This window comes from Streptomyces sp. LE64 (assembly GCF_052606915.1).
On sequence record NZ_CP199708.1, the window covers coordinates 5738194 to 5753141 of the forward strand.

The window sequence follows — 14948 nt, forward strand, 5'->3', positions numbered from 1 at the left end:
TGACCGCCGGGGTGGTTGGCTTTCCGTGGACCTTTGGGAAAACGAGCCTTGGAGGAAGTGCAATGGCGCAGGTCGAGGCCACCACGGAGCGGATCATCGCGGCGAACCCCGACGACGTCTTCGACGCACTTGCTGACTACAGCGACGTGCGCGCGAAGCTGCTGCCGGAGCAGTTCAGCGAGTACGAGGTCCGCGAGGGCGGCGACGGCGAGGGCACCCTCGTCCACTGGCGGCTCCAGGCCACCAGCAAGCGGGTGCGGGACTGCCTGTTGGAGGTCACCGAGCCCAAGGACGGGGAACTGGTCGAGAAGGACCGCAACTCCTCCATGGTCACCACCTGGATCGTGACCCCGGCGGGGGAGGGCCGGGCCCGGGTCGTCGTCACCTCCCGCTGGCAGGGCGCCACCGGCATCGGCGGCTTCTTCGAGCGGACCTTCGCCCCCAAGGGCCTCGGGCGGATCTACGACGCCCTCCTCGCCCGGCTCGCCGTCGAGATGGAGAAGTAGCGCTCCCTCCCCGGGCGGTGCGGGCCGCCCGGGGGCGTGCGGGGGCGTGGAAGGCGGCGCGGGGCGGCGCGAGTTCTGCCGTTGTCGCACACCGCGACGCGCGCCGGACGTACCGTGGTCACCGGACCAGACTGGTGGCACGCCCCGGAAGGAGCCTCGGCCATGGAGCACGGCACGGGACCCGTACGCCCCGGGGGCGCCGGAGGCCCGGCCGGCCGGGTCCCGCTCGCGGTGGTCGTCGTGGACGGCGCGGGCCTGGTCACCCACTGGAGCACGGGTGCCCGGCGGCTCTTCGGACCCGCCCGGGACACCGCCGTGGGGCGCCCCGTCACGGATCTGCTGCCCGTCGCCGGGGTGCTCCCCGACACCCCGGAGGGGTTGCCGGCCGAGGACGACGGCCCCGACCTGGCCCGGACCCTGGACGAGGGCACCGGGTACGCCGTCGCCGGGCGCGCCCGGCTCCCCGCAGCCCCGGCCGGGGCGCACACGGCGCGCCGCGTCCGGGTGCCGCACCCCCGGTCCGCGGCGGCAGACGCCCCGACCGGCCACCGCACCGAGGTCCTGTGGTGGGCCTATCCGCTGGTCGGACCGGCAGCGGCGCGACTGCTCGTCCTCGCCACCGAGATCGACCGGAGCGGCGACGCCGAGGAGCTCGACGCCCCGGACGGTACGCGAAGCGTGGCGCCCCGCTTCGCCCGGCACACCGAGTTCCCCGACGCCGAGGACCTCGCCCGACGGCTGCCCGAGATCCTGCCCAGCATGAGCGTCGCCGAGAGCGCCGCCATCGCCGAACAGGTCCTCGAACTCGGCTATCCGGTGATGGAGTTCAGCCAGTACGACCGCGTCCCCGTCACCCCGGACTGGGGAGTGACCCGTCGTGCCGAGCGCCGGGAGCGCCGGGCCCGCGCCGCCGCACCACCCGCCCCGGACGGTACCGCGGCCCCGGACGAGGAGGCGGTCGACCTGGAGTACGCGGCCGTGCGGGAGCGCCTGGAGTTCCTCAACGAGGTGAGCGGCCGGATCGGGTCCTCGCTCGACCTGGCGCGGACCATCCTGGAGGTGAGCCGTGCGGTGGTGCCCCGGTTCACCGACGTCGCCGGCACCTACCTGCGGGAACAGGTGGTGGCGGGCGAGGGCTTCCCCCAGGGGCCGCCCGACGCGCGCACCCTGTGGCACCGGGTCGCCGTGGAGCACACCGACGAACCCGGCCGCTGGGACGACGTGGTGCCGGTGGGCGAGTCGATGCCCTTCCCGGTGCACACCCCGTTCTTCCAGTGCATGACCACCGGAGACCCCGTCCTCGTCCCGCGGATCAGCGAGGAGATGGGCAACGCCATCGCCGCGCAGTTCGAGAAGCGCGACATCCGCCCCCTCATCACCCACCGCTCGATGCTGGTCGTTCCGCTCAAGGCCCGCAACGTCGTGCTCGGCTTCATGATCCTGCTGCGCCACCGGGAGCGGCCGGTCTTCAACGACATGGACCGGGTCACCGGCGCCGAACTCGCCGCCCGCGCCGGGCTCGTCCTGGACAACGCCCGGATGTACACCCACCAGGAGAACGTGGCGGAGACCCTCCAGGACAGCATGCTGCCGCACATCGCGCCCCGGATGCCGGGCTGCGACCTCGCGACCCGCTACCTCCCGGGCACCCTGCTCGGGCGGATCGGCGGCGACTGGTTCGACGCGGTGAAGCTGCCGGGCTCCCGCACCGCCCTGGTCGTCGGCGACGTGATGGGGCACGGCCTGAACTCCGCCGCGATGATGGGCCAGTTGAGGACCTCCGTCCAGACGATGGCCGCCCTCGACCTGCCGCCCGCGCAACTGCTGCGCCATCTGGACGACCTCGCCCAGCGACTGGGCGAGCACTACCTCGCCACCTGTCTGTACGCGGTGTACGACCCGGTGCGGGGCCGGCTGGAGATCGCCAACGCGGGCCACGTCCCGCCCGTGGTGGTCCGGGCCGGGGACGGGCGCAGCGAGCTCCTCGACCTGCCGACCGGCGCCCCGATCGGGGTCGGCGGAGTGCCCTTCGAGACGGTGCGGGTGCCGGTGTCCCCCGGCGACCGCCTGGTGATGTGCACCGACGGACTGGTGGAGGCCCGCGACGAGGACATCGGGGTGGGCCTGGCCACGCTCTGCGAGTCGGCGGCCCACCCCGCGGCCTCGATGGACGCCGCCTGCGACACCATCATCCGGGCGTTGGCCCGCCGGGGCGGCCGCAAGGACGACGTGGCGCTGTTGATGGCCCGGCTGAACGGCATCGACGCCGGGGACGTGGCCCACCACCTGCTGCCCGCCGACCCGGCGCGGGTCCCCGGAGCCCGGGCCTTCGTGGCCGACCGGCTCACGGACTGGGGGTTGGCCCCGCTCGTCGACACCGCCCGACTGCTGGTCGGCGAGCTGGTCGCCAACGCGGTGCGGCACGCCGGCGGCGGCGAGGTGGCGGTGCGCCTGGTCCGGGGCGCGGACGGCGTGCTGTGCGAGGTCACGGACGGGGACCACCACCTGCCGACGCTGCTCAGTGCGGGCTCCCGGGACGAGGCCGGACGTGGACTGCGGGTGGTCAGCGCACTCGCCCGGCAGTGGGGCAGTGGGCGGACCGCCACCGGCAAGACCGTGTGGTGCGAACTCCCGTTGCCGCACGTCCGGGCCCGGCCCGGGCGGCGACCCTTGCCGATGTCTCCCGCTGGGTAGACCGTTCGTACCGACGTTCGGGAGCGGCTCGAACGCGCCGGCGGACGGGGCACCGCATGGACGAGGGACGGGCGCACGAAACGGCCTGGCAGGGGTTCTGGAGCGAGGCGCCCGGCGAGGCGGGCGGAGTGTTCTGGGACGCCGACCCCGCCACCACCGTGGCCGTCCACCTGACCCTGTTCGAATCCCACTTCATCGGCGGACTGCCACTGGTGGACATCGGCTGCGGCAACGGCACCCAGACCCGCTACCTCGCCCGGCGCTTCCCCCGGGTCGTCGGCACCGACCTGGCGCCCGCGGCGGTGGCGCACGCCCGACGCGCCGACCCCGCCGGCACCGTCGACTTCCGCACCGCCGACATGGCGGACCCCGCCACGGCCGAGCAACTGCACGACGAACTCGGCGACGCCCACGTGTACATGCGCGGGGTCCTGCACCAGTGCCCGCCCGAGGAGCGCCAACCGCTCGTGGACGGGATCGCCACCCTGCTGGGCGCCCGCGGCCGCGGCTTCCTGGTGGAGCCCGCCGAAGCCGCCGGCGCCCTGCTGCGCGGCCTCGCCGCCGCCCCGACCGGCCCGCCGGCCAAGCTCGCCCCGGTCCTGGCCCACGGGATCGCGCCCGGCGAGGTGCCGGACGCCTCGGTGCCCGTGCACGTGCGCGCCGCCGGGCTCGGCATCCTCGCCCGCGGCGACCTCCCCCTCACCACCACCGAGACCACCGAGGCCGGCCCGATCGTGCTCCCCTCCCGCTGGCTGCTGGTCACGGCCCGGGAGCGCTGAACGACCGGCCGGTGCCCCGGCGCGCGGCAGGGGTCCGGACCGGTGAACCCGCTCCGGGGTTCCTGGCCCCGCCCCCGGGCGGCGCGTACCGTGACCGGAGGAAGAGGGGAGCCCCGGTGTGAAGATCCTCATCAGCGCCGACATGGAGGGCGCGACCGGAGTCACCTGGCCGGCCGACGTACTGCCCGGCACCCCGCAGTGGGAACGCTGCCGCACCCTGTTCACCTCCGACGTCAACGCGGCCGTCCAGGGCTTCTTCACCGGGGGCGCCGACGCCGTCCTGGTCAACGAAGCCCACTGGACCATGCGCAACCTGCTGCTGGAACGCCTCGACGACCGGGTCGAACTGCTCACCGGCCGCCACAAGTCGCTCTCCATGGTCGAGGGCGTGCAGCACGGCGACATCGACGGCATCGCCTTCCTCGGCTACCACACCGGGGCCGGGATGGAGGGCGTCCTCGCCCACACCTACCTCGCCAACTCCCTCACCGGCGTCTGGCTCAACGGCGAACGCGCCAGCGAGGGCCTGCTCAACGCCCGGGTGGTCGCCGAATTCGGAGTGCCCGTCATCCTCGTCACCGGCGACGACCTGACCTGCGAGGACGCCCTCGGCTACGCACCGGGCGCGCTCAAGGTGGCCGTCAAGGACCACGTCTCGCGGTACGCCGCGGTCTGCCGCACCCCCACCCGCACCGCCGCCGCGATCCGCTCGGCGGCCACCGAGGCGGTGGCCCTGGCACGACGCCACGCCCCCGCCGGGGACGGGCCGTTCACGGTGGAGATGGAGTTCGACGCGGAGCACCTCGGCCACGCGGCCACCGTCGTCCCGGGCGTGCGCCGTAGCGGGGAGCGCCGGGTCGTCTACACCAGCGACACCATGTACGAGGGCATTCGGACGTTCAAGGCGGTCACCACGATCGTCTCGGCAGCGGTGGAGGAGAGCTATGGCTGAGCTGAGCCCCGGCCACCCCGGCGCCGACGGGGCCGCCGCCGCGTCCGGGGAGGCCACCGGGGTCGACGAGCGGGCCCTCGACGAGGTCGTGCGCTTCACCTCCGACCTCATCCGCATCGACACCACCAACCGGGGCGACGGCACCTGCCGGGAGCGCCCCGCGGCCGAGTACGCGGCGGCCCGGTTGGCCGGGGCCGGGCTGGAACCCGTCCTCCTGGAGCGGGTTCCGGGCCGCACCAACGTCGTCGCCCGCTACCCCGGCACCGACCCCACCGCCCCCGCCCTGCTGCTCCACGGCCATCTGGACGTGGTCCCCGCCGAGCCCGCCCGGTGGTCCGTGCCGCCGTTCTCCGGGGAGGTCCGCGACGGGGTGGTCTGGGGCCGGGGCGCCGTCGACATGAAGGACATGGACGCGATGGTCCTCGCGCTGGTGCGCTTCTGGGCCCGCGCCGGGGTACGCCCCCGCCGTGACGTGGTGATCGCGTTCACCGCCGACGAGGAGGCCAACGCCGCGGACGGGGCCGCCTTCCTCGCCGACCGGCACGCCGCGCTCTTCGAGGGCTGCACCGAGGGCGTCAGCGAGTGCGGCGCCTACACCTTCCACGACGGGCGGGGCACCCAGATCTACCCGATCGCCGCCGGCGAACGCGGCACCGCCTGGGTACGGCTGACCGCCCGCGGCCGGGCCGGTCACGGCTCGAAGATCAACCACGCCAATGCGGTCACCCGGCTCGCCGCCGCCGTCACCCGCATCGGCGCCCACGCCTGGCCCGTCCGGCTCACCCCGACCGTGCGCGCCTCGCTCGCCGCCCTCGGCTCCCTGTACGGGCTCGACGCCGACCCGCACGCACCCGACTTCGACGTCGACGCCCACCTCGCCGCCCTCGGCCCGGCCGCCGCACTGGCCGCCCCGGTCGTCCGCAACAGCACCACCCCGACCGTGCTCAAGGCCGGCTACAAGGTCAACGTCATCCCCGGCGAGGCGACCGCCCTGATCGACGGCCGCTGTCTGCCGGGCACCGAGGAGGAGTTCCGCGCCACCCTCGACGAACTCACCGGACCCGACGTCGAATGGGAGTTCCTCCACCACGAGATTCCCCTCCAGTCCCCCGTGGACACCCCCACCTACGCCCGGATGCGCGCCGCGCTGGAGGAGTTCGCGCCCACCGCCCGCGTCGTCCCGTTCATGATGTCCGGCGGCACCGACGCCAAGCACTTCTCCCGCCTCGGGATCACCGGCTACGGCTTCACCCCGCTCCGGCTGCCCGCGGGGTACGACTACGGGGCGATGTTCCACGGCGTGGACGAACGGGTCCCGGTGGACGCCCTGCACTTCGGGGTCCGGGTGCTCGACCGCTTCCTGCGCACCGCGTGACGCCCCCGCCCCCGGCCCCGCCGGCCCGTGCCGCCCGGCTGCGCCCCGGCGACCGGGTCGCCGTCGTCGCCCCCAGCGGTCCGGTACCGGCCGACCAGCTCACCGCCGGCCTCACGGTGCTGCGCGGCTGGGGCCTCGACGCCTTCGCCACCCCTCACGTCCTCGACGGGCACCCGCACCTGGGCCACCTCGCGGCCTCCGACGACGCCCGGGCGGCCGACCTCCAACGCGCCTGGTGCGACCCCTCCGTCGCCGCGGTGGTGTGCGCCCGCGGCGGCTACGGCGCCGCCCGCATCGTCGACCTCCTCGACTGGGCAGCGGTGCGCGCCGCCGGCCCCAAGGTCTTCGTCGGATTCAGCGACGTCACCGCCCTGCACGAGGCCCTCGCCGTCCGGGCCGGGTTCGCCACCCTGCACGCACCGATGCCGGCCACCGCCGACTTCCTCGCCCCCACCGGGGCCGGGGACCGCGCCCGCGAGCACCTGCGGACCACCCTGTTCGCCCCGCAGGAGGTGCGCACCCCCGCCACGGGGCGCGCGCTGTTCCCCGGCCGGGCCGAGGGCACCACCCTCGGCGGCTGCCTCTCGGTGCTCGCCGCCGACCTCGGCTCCCCCCACGCCCGCCCCGGGGCCCGCGGCGGGCTGTTGTGCCTGGAGGACGTGGGGGAGGAGCCCTACCGGCTGGACCGCTACCTGACCCAACTGCTGCGCGCCGGCTGGCTGGACGGGGTCGCCGGAGTCCTGCTCGGCTCCTGGCGCGACTGCGGCCCCGCGGAGGCGGTCCGTGCCGTGTTCGCCGACCGGCTCGGCCCGCTGCGGGTGCCGGTGCTGGAGGAGTGCGGCTTCGGCCACGCCCCGGGGGCCCGCACCCTGCCGCTCGGCGCGCCGGCCGTCCTCGACGCCGACGCGGGCACCCTGACCCTCGGCGCCCCCGCCCTGGGCTGACCGTCCGCGTCCACCCGCTCGCCCGGTGTCGCCGGCCCTCCGGTTCGCCGTGCGGAGCGGCCGGTGGCTGCCCATGCTGGTGGGGAGGCCCGGACACGGCGAAGGGTGGGCACCATGAGCTCCAGAACGACCACGACCAAGTCCCGGAGCACGGTCGGCGAACTGGCCACGCCCGGCCGGATCGTCGTCATCGTGCTCGCGATCCTGGCCCTGATCTTCATCTTCGAGAACACCCAGGACACCGAGATCAGGCTGCTGATCCCCGAGGTCACCATGCCGCTCTGGCTGGCCCTGCTGGCCATGTGGATCATCGGGGCGCTCTGCGGGGCGTACTTCCTGCGCCGCCGCGGCCGCCGCTGACCGCTGCCGGCGTCGGCGCCCGCCGGGGGCCTACCCGGCGTCCTGACCCCCGCCCGCCCCCCGGTCCGCGTACTCGAACACCGAACCGTCCGGGTGCAGCGCGATCAGGTTGCGCCCGGCGGGGGTGTCCACGGGCCCCGCCAGGACCTTCGCCCCGGACGCGCCGAGCACCGCTGCCGTCTCGTGCACGTCCCGCACGGCGATGGTCGCGGCCACCCGGCGCAACAGGTCCAACTCCTCGGCCGGACCGCTCATCAACAGGAAGCAGCCGACCGCGGCCACCGACACCCCGCCGCGTTCGAAGCGTTGTGCCGGACGGCCGGTCAACCGCTCGTAGAACGACACCGAGGACGTCAGGTCGGTGACGCAGATGCGCAGTGTGGTTCCCAGGATCTCCATGCGGGCGAGCCTAGTTGGCCACCGCGCGGCAGGTGATCGGTTCCTCCGAAGGGCGTTCCGGCCGGCCCCGGGCAGTACCCCGATCGGTTGGTCCTCGCCCGGGCCCCGCGCGCCGCCGGCTCGAAGATGTCGTCCCGGGCCCGCCGCGGGGAAGGGTGGCACCATGACCGATCCGCGATACCTGTACGCCGTGTGCCGTCCTTGGAGCGCACCGCTCCAAGCCGAACTGCGGGGCGTCGCCGGGGCGCCGGCCCGGGAGGTGCGGCACGGCTCCCTCGTCGCGGTCGTCAGTGCCGTGCCCGCCCGGGCCTTCGCCGGCGAGTCGCTCCGTGCCCACCTGGCCGACCCGCAGTGGTACGCGGGCGTCGTCCGCGCCCACGAGGCGGTGCTCTCCGCGCTCGCGACGGTCACCACCCCGCTGCCGGTGCGCCCCGGGGCGGTGTTCCCGGACGACAGCGCCGTCCGGGTGCTGCTGGCCGCGGACGGGGACCGGCTGGCCCGCACCCTGGACCGGCTCGCGGGGCGGGTCGAGTGGACGGTGACGGTGACCGGGGAACCCGGTGCGGCGGACGACCGGCCGCCCCCCGGCGGCGCACCGGAGGGTGCGGTGCGGGAGGTGCACGAGCGGTTGACCGCGCTGGCCGACGAGTGGCGCCTCGATCCGCCGGACCGGCACGGCGCGCCGCCCCCGTCGCAGGGCCCGGTGTTGCTGCGCGCCGCCTATCTGGTGCCCCGCACCCTCAGCGAGGAGTTCGTGGAGACCGTCGACCGGTACGGTGCGGGGCGCCCCGCACCGACGGCCTCGCTGTCGGGACCGTGGGCGCCCCGTTCCTTCACGCCCGCTCCGTACGGCGGCGACTGACCCGCCGGACGGTGGGGGGCGGTCACGCCCGGCAGAGCAGTTCGCCGTGCAGCACGGCGAACCAGCCGTCGGGTGCCGCGCTCCACTGCCGCCACGCCTCGGCCACCCGCTGGAGTCCGGCCCGGTCGGCGTGGCCGCCGGCCAGGGCCCGGTCGGCGTAGGAGGAGGCCACCGTGCGGTCCGCCCAGAGCCCGCCCCACCAGGCCCGTTCCTCCTCGGTGGCGAAGCACCAGGTGTCGGCGGTCGCGGTGACCTCGGTGAATCCGGCCGCCAACGCCCAGGACCTGAGCCGCCGTCCGGCGTCCGGTTCGCCGCCGCCGGCCCGGGCCACCCGCTCGTACAGGTCCAGCCAGTCGTCCAGGCCGGGCACCCGCGGGTGCCAGACCATGGCGGCGTAGTCGGCGTCCCGCACGGCCACCAGACCGCCCGGTCGGGTCACCCGTCGCATCTCGGCCAGGGCCCGGACGGGGTCGCCGACGTGCTGGAGCACCTGGTGGGCGTGGACGACGTCGAAGGAGTCGTCCGGGAAGTCGAGGTCCTGGACGTCGGCGACGACGAAGTCCGTGTTGGTCAGGCCGCGTTCGGCGGCCGTGGCCCGGGCCCGGGCCACGATCCCGGGGGCCCGGTCCACCCCCGTGACGTGTCCCTCCGGTACCAGGGCGGCCAGGTCGGCGGTGATGGTCCCGGGGCCGCAGCCGACGTCCAGGACCGTCAGGCCCGGGGTCAGCGAACCGATGAGGTAGCCGGCGGAGTTGGCGGCGGTGCGCCAGGTGTGCGAACGCAGCACGGACTCGTGGTGGCCGTGCGTGTAGACGGCGGTGTCCTTCGACATCGTGTTCCCCTGTCCCGGTGTCCCCCGGCCCGGACGGCGGTCCCGGCCCTCCCGCGTCGACCACGGCCCGGGCCCGCCCGACGCGGGTCGCGGCGCGGCTCGGGACGGTCCGGACCGCCGCTCCACGGCACCCCGGACCGTCCCTCCGACCGTACGCCCCCGATCGCATCCTGAGACAGGACGTCTTGAATGGTGAGACGTCAGGTTACAGGGTGAGCGGTCGGTACACCGTCAGCGCCTCGTGCAGCTTGTCGACCCGCAGCACCGGACCGCACGGCCCGATCTCCCCGTCGAACGCCAGCCGGGTCCCCGGGGCGATCCCCTCCACCCGCACCCGCAGCCGGCGCACCGCTGCGTGGAACGGCGACCGGGACAGCGGCCCCGCCAGGGCCGCCCCGAGCAGGCGCACGCCCGGCCAGCGCCCGCCGTGCACCGCCCGCACGTCCAGCAACCCGTCCGCCAGGTCCACCCGCCGCCCCGCGGTCAGCCCCATCCGGCCGTAGGTGCAGTTCCCCGCGAACAACAGCCACAGCGCCCGTCGCCGGCCGTCCACCACCGCCCGCAGCGGCCGGCTCCGCCGGCGCACGTGCACGGCCGCCACCACGTCCGCCAGCCGCCCGCCGATCCGCCCCGACCACCGTTCCCGCTCGTGCACCAACTCCGGGTACACCCCCAGGCTGAACGTGTTGAGGAAGATCCCCGACGTCCCCTCCGGTCCCGAGCGGAAGCGCCCCACGTCCACCGCCACCGCCTCCCCGCGCTCCACCGCCCGCACCAGGTCCTGCGGGTCCTCGACCCCCAGGTCGTAGGTGAAGTGGTTGAGCGTGCCGCCCGGCAGCACCGCCAGCGGCAGACCGTGCCGCAGCGCGGTGGCCGCCGCCGTGTTCACCGTCCCGTCCCCGCCGCACGCCCCCAGCGCCACCGCGCGCTGCGCCGCCGCCTCCAACTCCCGCGCCAGATCGGGGCCCGTGGTCTCCACGACCTCCATCAACGGCAGCGCCTCGCGCAAGGCCCGCACCCGGTCCGGGGTGCCCGCGCCGGCGTTGACGACCATCACCAGCCCCCGCCCGCCGGGCAGCGCGGGCGTGTCCACCAGCGGGCGCCCCGGCGACGGCAACTGGTCGCGGGTCGGCACCAGGCCCCGCACCGCGAAGGCCGCCCCCACCCCGAGGGCTGCCCCCGCCAGCACGTCCGCCGGGTAGTGCACCCCCGTGTAGACCCGGGAGAAGGCCACCGAGAAGGCGATCGGCGCCACCACCGCACCCCACCCCCGGGACTCCAGGGCCACCCCTGCCGCGAACGCGGCAGCCGAGGCCGCGTGCCCCGAGGGGAACGAGGTCGTGATCGGCTGCCGCTTCAGCCGCCGCACCACCGGCACGGCGTCCAGCACCGGCCGGGCCCGGCGCACCGAACGCTTGCCCAGGGTGTTGATCGTCGCCGAGGCCACCGCCAGCGAGGCCATCCCCCGCACCGCGCCCCGGCGGGCCCGCCGCGAGCGGGTCAGCACCAGGCCCGCCGCGACCGCACCCCACAGCAACCCGTGGTTGGCGCTGCGGCTCAGCCGGGGCAGCACCCGGTCGCCGTACGGCCAGTGGTGGTCGGCGACCGACTCGAACAACCGGGTGTCCACCGTCGCCAGTCGGTCCTTGAACGAGGGCGGCACCGGGGGCTCGCCCGTCGCCCTCCGCAGCCGCTCGTACGCCGCGCGACCGGCGCGGCGCACCCCCAGTGGGACCGGGCGGAACCCGAACCCTTCGTGATCAACCTGGTCAGGACGCATGGGGCTCGTCTACCCGCTCCGGCCCCGCCGATCCCGGAACGTGGCGAAAAGCATTTGGTCCCCCGCCGCCCGCCCCGGAGAATGCGACCCCATGGGACACCTCGAAGCCGCGCACCTCGCCTACGACCTCCCGGACGGCAGACCGCTGCTCGGCGACGTCTCGTTCCGGGTCGGCGAGGGGGCGGCCGTGGCACTGGTCGGACCCAACGGGGCCGGCAAGACCACGCTGCTGCGGCTGATCTCCGGCGAGCTGAAACCGCACGGCGGCACCGTCACGGTGAACGGCGGCCTCGGGGTGATGCGCCAGTTCATCGGCTCCGTGCGCGACGAGACCACCGTCCGTGACCTGCTGGTGTCGGTCGCCGAGCCCCGCATCCGGGCCGCCGCCCGAGCGGTGGACCGTGCGGAGCACGCGATCATGACCGTCGACGACGAGGCCGCCCAGCTCCAGTACGCCCAGGCCCTCGCCGACTGGGCCGAGGTGCGCGGCTACGAGGCCGAGACGCTCTGGGACGTGTGCACGGTGGCGGCGCTCGGCGTCCCCTACGAACGTGCCCAGTGGCGCGAGGTGCGCACCCTCAGCGGCGGCGAACAGAAGCGACTGGTCCTGGAGGCCCTGCTGCGCGGCACCGACGAGGTGCTGCTGCTGGACGAGCCCGACAACTACCTCGACGTGCCCGGCAAGCGCTGGCTGGAGGAGCAACTGCGGGAGACCCGGAAGACGGTCCTGTTCGTCTCCCACGACCGGGAACTGCTCGCCCGCGCCGCCGACCGCATCGTCAGCGTGGAGCCCGGGCCCGCCGGGGCCGACGCCTGGGTGCACGGCGCCGGCTTCGCCACCTTCCACGAGGCCCGCAAGGAGCGCTTCGCCCGGTTCGAGGAACTGCGGCGCCGCTGGGACGAGAAGCACGCCCAGCTGAAGAAGCTGGTGCTCAACCTGCGCCAGGCCGCCGAGATCAGCCACGAGCTGGCCTCCCGCTACAAGGCGGCCCAGACCCGGCTGCGCAAGTTCGAGGAGGCCGGGCCGCCGCCCGAGCCGCCCCGTGAGCAGGACATCCGGATGCGGCTGCGCGGCGGCCGTACCGGAGTGCGTGCGATCACCTGCGAGGGCCTGGAGCTGAGCGGGCTGATGAAGCCGTTCGACCTGGAGGTCTTCTACGGCGAGCGGGTCGCCGTCCTCGGCTCCAACGGCTCCGGCAAGTCGCACTTCCTCCGGCTGCTGGCCGGCGGGGAGGTCGCCCACCAGGGCCTGTGGAAACTGGGGGCCCGGGTGGTCCCGGGACACTTCGCCCAGACCCACGCCCACCCCGAGCTGGCCGGACGCACCCTGTTGGACATCCTGTGGCGCGAACACGCCCGGGACCGCGGGGCGGCCTCGTCCCTGCTGCGCCGCTACGAGCTGACCGCCCAGGCCGAACAGTCCTTCGACCGGCTCTCGGGCGGGCAGCAGGCCCGCTTCCAGATCCTGCTGCTGGAGCTGGCCGGGGCCACCGCGCTGCTCCTCGACGAGCCCACAGACAACCTCGACCTGGAGTCGGCGGACGCCCTCCAGGAGGGCTTGGAGGCCTTCGACGGCACGGTGCTCGCGGTCACCCACGACCGCTGGTTCGCGCGCGGCTTCGACCGGTTCCTGGTGTTCGGCAGCGACGGGCGGGTCCGCGAGACCCCGGAACCCGTCTGGGACGAACGCCGGGTCACCCGCGCCCGCTGACCCGAGCACGCCCGCCCCGCCCGACAGGCGGGGCGGGCGTCCAGCGGGGAGAGTGGGAGGAGGACGCACACGATCCGAGCGGGGTGGTGCACCATGACCGGAGTCGAACCCGCGCGGCTGGACGACCAGCAGCTCATGCGGGAACTGGAGACCATCCACCGCACCCGCCACGACACCCTGCTGCACGGCTCCAACGACGCGCTGCGGATGCACAACGCCAGGATGGCCGAACTGGAGGGCGAGTACCTGCGCCGCCACCCGCGCCGACCGGTGGCCTCCGGCCGGACCCGGGAGGGGGCACGCGAGCGCACCCCCCTGGCCGGCCCCGGCTGACCCCGCGCGCCCTACCGCCTCGGAACCCCGTCCCGGCCCCCGGCCGGACCGGCGCCCTCCGGCTCGGTGCCGCAGAACTCGGCGTTCAAGGGGGCCTCCAGCCCCTTCGAGGTCCAGTCGCTGTTGAGGTTGTAGGCCAGGGAGTGCTTCCCGTCCTCGGTGGCCATCGCCACGGTGACCGACCCCATCCAGCCCCCGGTGTGGCCCCAGACCGTGCCGCAGGCCGTCCGCATCTTCTCCAGGCCCAGCCCGTACCCGGTCCCCGGGTCCGACTCGTCCGGCACCAGCGTCTTCATCGCCTCCAACTGCCGGGCGGGCAACAGCTCACCGCCGAGCAGCGCCCCGAGGAACCGGTTCAGGTCCCCGGCACTGGAGATCATGTCGCCTTCCGCCCACGACTGGCTGCCGTTCTGGAGGGTCACGTCGTAGACCTTCGTCGCGTTCGGGTCCGGCGACAGGACCGAGTACGAGCGGCTGCTGGGCCGCGGCAGCCCCAGGGTGTTGCCCGGCATCACGGTGCCGCGCAGCTTCAGGGGCTTGATGATCCGCTCCCGCACCTCCCGCTCGTAGGAACGGCCGCCCGCCTTCTCCATGACCAGTGCGGCCAGCACGTAGTTGGTGTTCGAGTAGCTTTGGCGGGCACCGGGCGGGCCGGTGGGCGCGTGCCGCATCGCCACCGCCACGGCCACCTCGGGGGCGCGGTCCAGGAAACGGTTCTTCAGGTAGTTCGGCGCGAACATGTAGTCCCGCATGTAGTCCTCGTCGCTGAGGTAGTCGAACACCCCGCTGGTGTGGTTGAGGAGCTGACGGACGGTGATGTTCCGTCCGTCGTGCCCGTTGCCGCGCACCAGCCCCGGGAGCCACCGCTCCACCGTGTCGTCGAGGTCCAGCTTGCCCTCGGCCTCCTGCTGGAGCAGCACCGTCGCCACGAACGTCTTGGTGATGCTGGCGATCCGGAACCGGTCGTTCTTGCCGTGAGGGGCTCCCGTCCGCACGTCGCCGACGCCGGCGGCGCCCTTCCACACCCCGTGCCCCTTCCGTGCCTGGCCGGTGACGCCGTACGCCCCGTTCGCCACCACCCGCTCGAAGGCGCGTTGGGTCGCCCCGCGCTCCGCGACACCTCCCCCCGCCCCCTGCGCCGCTGCCGGAACCGTGCACACGCTCGCCACGACCGCCGCCGCGATGCCCACCGCAGCCGCCCGCGCCGCACGTCTCGTCGTCATTCCCCGCTCCTTCGGTCCCGGGCCCGTCCCGGTCGTCGAAGATGACTCCGACCGGTGCCACGGGGTTGACTCCCGCGTGGTGAAGGGTCGTTGACCCCGTCCCCGGTTGCCTGGCCGCCCGCCCGCGGACCGCCGCCCCGCACCCCTCGGCCCCCGTCCGGTCGCGGACGCCCCCCAACGACGGAACCCTGAGTACCA

Annotated in this window: 14 protein-coding genes; 10 read left to right on the forward strand and 4 right to left on the reverse strand. The window is 74.8% G+C overall.

The annotated features are described in order from the left end of the window. Window positions 1-62: 62 nt before the first annotated feature. The 7 genes from ACSMX9_RS25635 to ACSMX9_RS25665 all read left to right on the forward strand — a co-directional run bounded on the left by ACSMX9_RS25635 (window position 63) and on the right by ACSMX9_RS25665 (window position 7610). Complete coding sequence (locus ACSMX9_RS25635; protein WP_351246080.1) at window positions 63-506, forward strand: SRPBCC family protein; 444 nt, start codon at window positions 63-65, stop codon at window positions 504-506. Between the two features lie 162 nt (window positions 507-668). Continuing rightward, on the forward strand, window positions 669-3200 hold the full coding sequence (locus ACSMX9_RS25640; protein ID WP_445397367.1) for a SpoIIE family protein phosphatase: 2532 nt from the start codon (window positions 669-671) through the stop codon (window positions 3198-3200). A gap of 56 nt (window positions 3201-3256) precedes the next feature. Continuing rightward, window positions 3257-3979: a class I SAM-dependent methyltransferase gene (locus tag ACSMX9_RS25645; protein ID WP_445397369.1), complete on the forward strand. Its 723-nt coding sequence runs from the start codon at window positions 3257-3259 to the stop codon at window positions 3977-3979. A gap of 118 nt (window positions 3980-4097) precedes the next feature. After that, complete coding sequence (locus tag ACSMX9_RS25650; RefSeq protein ID WP_445397371.1) at window positions 4098-4931, forward strand: M55 family metallopeptidase; 834 nt, start codon at window positions 4098-4100, stop codon at window positions 4929-4931. Beyond that, entirely contained in the window at window positions 4924-6306 is a 1383-nt protein-coding gene (locus ACSMX9_RS25655; protein ID WP_445397373.1) for a M20/M25/M40 family metallo-hydrolase, read from the forward strand. The genes ACSMX9_RS25650 and ACSMX9_RS25655 overlap by 8 nt, the downstream gene beginning before the upstream one ends. Continuing rightward, the gene (locus ACSMX9_RS25660; RefSeq protein ID WP_445397375.1) at window positions 6303-7250 is read left to right on the forward strand and encodes a S66 peptidase family protein; all 948 of its coding nucleotides are present in this window, start codon (window positions 6303-6305) and stop codon (window positions 7248-7250) included. The genes ACSMX9_RS25655 and ACSMX9_RS25660 overlap by 4 nt, the downstream gene beginning before the upstream one ends. A gap of 114 nt (window positions 7251-7364) precedes the next feature. After that, on the forward strand, window positions 7365-7610 hold the full coding sequence (locus ACSMX9_RS25665; RefSeq protein WP_445397377.1) for a DUF1049 domain-containing protein: 246 nt from the start codon (window positions 7365-7367) through the stop codon (window positions 7608-7610). 30 nt (window positions 7611-7640) lie between these two features. Here the strand turns inward: ACSMX9_RS25665 and ACSMX9_RS25670 are convergent, their stop codons facing one another. After that, window positions 7641-8009: a VOC family protein gene (locus tag ACSMX9_RS25670; protein ID WP_445397379.1), complete on the reverse strand. Its 369-nt coding sequence runs from the start codon at window positions 8007-8009 to the stop codon at window positions 7641-7643. Between the two features lie 163 nt (window positions 8010-8172). On the opposite strand from ACSMX9_RS25670, the gene ACSMX9_RS25675 reads away from it, so the two are divergent. Further along, a complete protein-coding gene (locus ACSMX9_RS25675) occupies window positions 8173-8871 on the forward strand; it encodes a GvpL/GvpF family gas vesicle protein (RefSeq protein ID WP_445397381.1) in 699 nt (232 codons plus the stop codon). Window positions 8872-8893: 22 nt separating this feature from the next. On the opposite strand, the gene ACSMX9_RS25680 is transcribed toward ACSMX9_RS25675, so the two are convergent. Then, window positions 8894-9703, reverse strand: coding sequence for a methyltransferase domain-containing protein (locus ACSMX9_RS25680; RefSeq protein ID WP_445397383.1), 810 nt, complete (start codon window positions 9701-9703; stop codon window positions 8894-8896). 205 nt (window positions 9704-9908) lie between these two features. Then, the gene (locus ACSMX9_RS25685; protein ID WP_445397385.1) at window positions 9909-11483 is read right to left on the reverse strand and encodes a bifunctional phosphatase PAP2/diacylglycerol kinase family protein; all 1575 of its coding nucleotides are present in this window, start codon (window positions 11481-11483) and stop codon (window positions 9909-9911) included. 91 nt (window positions 11484-11574) lie between these two features. Between ACSMX9_RS25685 and ACSMX9_RS25690 the strand changes: the two genes are divergently transcribed. After that, complete coding sequence (locus tag ACSMX9_RS25690) at window positions 11575-13194, forward strand: ABC-F family ATP-binding cassette domain-containing protein (RefSeq protein ID WP_445397387.1); 1620 nt, start codon at window positions 11575-11577, stop codon at window positions 13192-13194. 93 nt (window positions 13195-13287) lie between these two features. Continuing rightward, window positions 13288-13527, forward strand: a complete 240-nt coding sequence (locus tag ACSMX9_RS25695) for a DUF6158 family protein (RefSeq protein WP_351246056.1) — start codon at window positions 13288-13290, stop codon at window positions 13525-13527. 11 nt (window positions 13528-13538) lie between these two features. On the opposite strand, the gene ACSMX9_RS25700 is transcribed toward ACSMX9_RS25695, so the two are convergent. Further along, on the reverse strand, window positions 13539-14750 hold the full coding sequence (locus ACSMX9_RS25700; protein ID WP_445397389.1) for a serine hydrolase domain-containing protein: 1212 nt from the start codon (window positions 14748-14750) through the stop codon (window positions 13539-13541). Window positions 14751-14948 lie beyond the last annotated feature (198 nt).

Coding starts and splice junctions, on each gene's coding strand:
- ACSMX9_RS25675 (WP_445397381.1), top strand. CDS start 8,173: ATGACCGATCCGCGATACCTGTACGCCGTGTGCCGTCCTTGGAGCGCA.
- ACSMX9_RS25700 (WP_445397389.1), bottom strand. CDS start 14,750: ATGACGACGAGACGTGCGGCGCGGGCGGCTGCGGTGGGCATCGCGGCG.
- ACSMX9_RS25635 (WP_351246080.1), top strand. CDS start 63: ATGGCGCAGGTCGAGGCCACCACGGAGCGGATCATCGCGGCGAACCCC.
- ACSMX9_RS25640 (WP_445397367.1), top strand. CDS start 669: ATGGAGCACGGCACGGGACCCGTACGCCCCGGGGGCGCCGGAGGCCCG.
- ACSMX9_RS25655 (WP_445397373.1), top strand. CDS start 4,924: ATGGCTGAGCTGAGCCCCGGCCACCCCGGCGCCGACGGGGCCGCCGCC.
- ACSMX9_RS25645 (WP_445397369.1), top strand. CDS start 3,257: ATGGACGAGGGACGGGCGCACGAAACGGCCTGGCAGGGGTTCTGGAGC.
- ACSMX9_RS25665 (WP_445397377.1), top strand. CDS start 7,365: ATGAGCTCCAGAACGACCACGACCAAGTCCCGGAGCACGGTCGGCGAA.
- ACSMX9_RS25670 (WP_445397379.1), bottom strand. CDS start 8,009: ATGGAGATCCTGGGAACCACACTGCGCATCTGCGTCACCGACCTGACG.
- ACSMX9_RS25680 (WP_445397383.1), bottom strand. CDS start 9,703: ATGTCGAAGGACACCGCCGTCTACACGCACGGCCACCACGAGTCCGTG.
- ACSMX9_RS25690 (WP_445397387.1), top strand. CDS start 11,575: ATGGGACACCTCGAAGCCGCGCACCTCGCCTACGACCTCCCGGACGGC.
- ACSMX9_RS25695 (WP_351246056.1), top strand. CDS start 13,288: ATGACCGGAGTCGAACCCGCGCGGCTGGACGACCAGCAGCTCATGCGG.
- ACSMX9_RS25685 (WP_445397385.1), bottom strand. CDS start 11,483: ATGCGTCCTGACCAGGTTGATCACGAAGGGTTCGGGTTCCGCCCGGTC.